General features: G+C 66.5%; 2 protein-coding genes. One reads left to right on the top strand and one right to left on the bottom strand.

Going from position 1 to position 2,153, the window contains the following annotated elements; all coding sequences use genetic code 11:
- A partial coding sequence (murI, locus tag EOD07_RS31850; RefSeq protein ID WP_245470568.1) for a glutamate racemase occupies positions 1-774 on the top strand: 774 nt, incomplete at its 5' end.
- A gap of 3 nt (positions 775-777) precedes the next feature.
- Here the strand turns inward: murI and EOD07_RS31855 are convergent.
- Positions 778-2,153: RNB domain-containing ribonuclease (locus tag EOD07_RS31855; protein ID WP_245470569.1), on the bottom strand; the 1,376-nt coding region annotated here is incomplete at its 5' end.

Consider the following 2,153-nt stretch of genomic DNA (forward strand, 5'->3'; position numbering starts at 1 on the left):
ATCCTGATGTTCGATTCCGGCGTTGGCGGGCTGACCGTGCTGCGCGAGGCGCGCGTGCTGATGCCCGATCGCCGCTTCGTCTATGTCGCCGACGACGCGGCTTTTCCCTATGGCGCCTGGGAGGAGCCGGCACTCAAGGATCATATCCTCACGCTGTTCGGCAAATTGCTCGATCGGCTTCAGCCGGCGATTTCGGTCATTGCCTGCAACACCGCCTCGACCCTGGTGATCGATGCGCTGCGCGAGACATTCCCCGGCCACCCTTTCGTCGGCACGGTGCCGGCGATCAAGCCCGCCGCCGAACGCACCCGCTCGGGCCTTGTGTCGGTGCTGGCGACGCCAGGCACGGTGAAGCGCCAATACACGCGCGACCTGATCAGCAAATGGGCGCAGAAATGCCATGTGCGCCTGGTCGGCAGCGACCGGTTGGCGGGGCTCGCCGAGATCTATATGCGCCAGGGATTCGTCGACGAGGAAGCCGTGCGTGCCGAAATCGCCCCCTGTTTCATCGAGCGCCAGGGCAACCGCACCGATATCGTCGTGCTCGCCTGCACGCATTATCCGTTTCTCGTCAACCGCATGCGCAAGACCGCGCCCTGGCCGGTCGACTGGATCGATCCGGCCGAGGCGATCGCGCGGCGCGCCATGTCGCTCCTCGGACCGGTCGGGGAGACACTGGGCGAGAGCGAGCCCGATCTTGCCGTGTTCACCTCGGGCAAGGTGGATTTCGCCACGAGGCGGCTGATCCAGGGTTTTGGACTGACCACACCTTAGCGCTCAAACCGGCGCGGCGGGCTCGAAGACGATGCTGCGCTGATCCGGGTCGGCCGAGACCAGCTTTAGCATGAGACTATCGCCCTGCCTGAGCCCGGAGGCCTTTACATTGGCGACGACAGGCATGTCGGCAAGCTGCGCGCGCACGCCATGGTCGACGAAATCGGTGACGACGGCCTTGAACGTCTCCCCCTGATATCCCCTGAGCATCACTGCCTCGGCCAGGTCGATGGCGGCGTGGTTGATCTGCGAAGCGCGGGCGTCCGCGCGCCCCATCACCTTCGGCAATCTGGCGAAAGCGTCGGTGACGGCCTGCGGCACGGACTGGCCGTTGGCGATTGCCAGCGCGCAGCGCACGACGTAGCGGTCGGCCAGCCGCCTGAGCGGCGCGGTGGCATGCGCATAGGTCGCGGCCATCGCCTCATGCCAGGGGACGACGCCTTCCTGGTAGGGCTGGTAGGACGCGCCGTTGCCCGCGCGGCGGATTTCCAGCATCAGCGCCGCCTGTTGCGGGTCGGCCGGATCGAGCGTGCGCTGATAGTCGCGCAGGTTGGTGGAGGCCGCCCAGGACAGGCCGAGCGCCTGTGCCGCGTTGCGCAGCCTCTGCACTTTGGAAGCATCCGGCCCCGACATCACCCGGAACAATCCGGTCTTGTGCGCCAGCATGGCGTCGGCGATCGCCATATTTGCGGCCAGCGAAAGCGCGGCATTGTCCTGCTCGGATTGCAGGAGCGGCCTGAATGAAAGCCGGAACGTGCCGTCGGCGAGCCTTTCCACCTCCTGCTCGGGTGGGTCGACGCGCGAAGCACCGCGCCGCTCTTCGTTAGCCGCCATGCGCCGCGCCAGTTCCGCGAAGCCGGCCGGAACGTCGGAAGCCTGCACGCTGTCATAGGCAAGCTTGGCGCGGCTCTGAATGATTGCCCGCTCAGCGCCATCCAGCTTGACCGCGCCGTCGCCGGCGACCCGGACCGTGAAGACGACCGCCGGACGCGGCCCATCGGGCAACAGGCTCGCCGCAGCCTCGGCGAGTATCGGCGGGTAGAGCCCGGCCTTGCCGTCCGGCAGATAAAGTGTTTCGCCCCGGTTCCAGGCTTCGAGATCAATTGCGTCGCCGTCCTCGACGAACCAGGCAACGTCGGCGATGGCGTAGTGCAAGAGAAGATCGCCGCCGCTGGCCTCGATCGAGAAGGCCTGGTCGAGATCGGTCGAGCTCGCTGGATCGAGTGTGACGAAAGGCGTCGCGGTGCGATCGGCATGCTGGTCTGGCGCACGCTTTGCGGCCGCTTCCGCCGCGGCCGCTACCTCCGGCGGAAATCCATCCGGCACGTGGAATTCAGTGCGGATTTTTATCAGGCCGGCGGAGAGGGCCTGTGAGAGAT

This window comes from Mesorhizobium sp. M2C.T.Ca.TU.002.02.1.1, assembly GCF_003997225.1.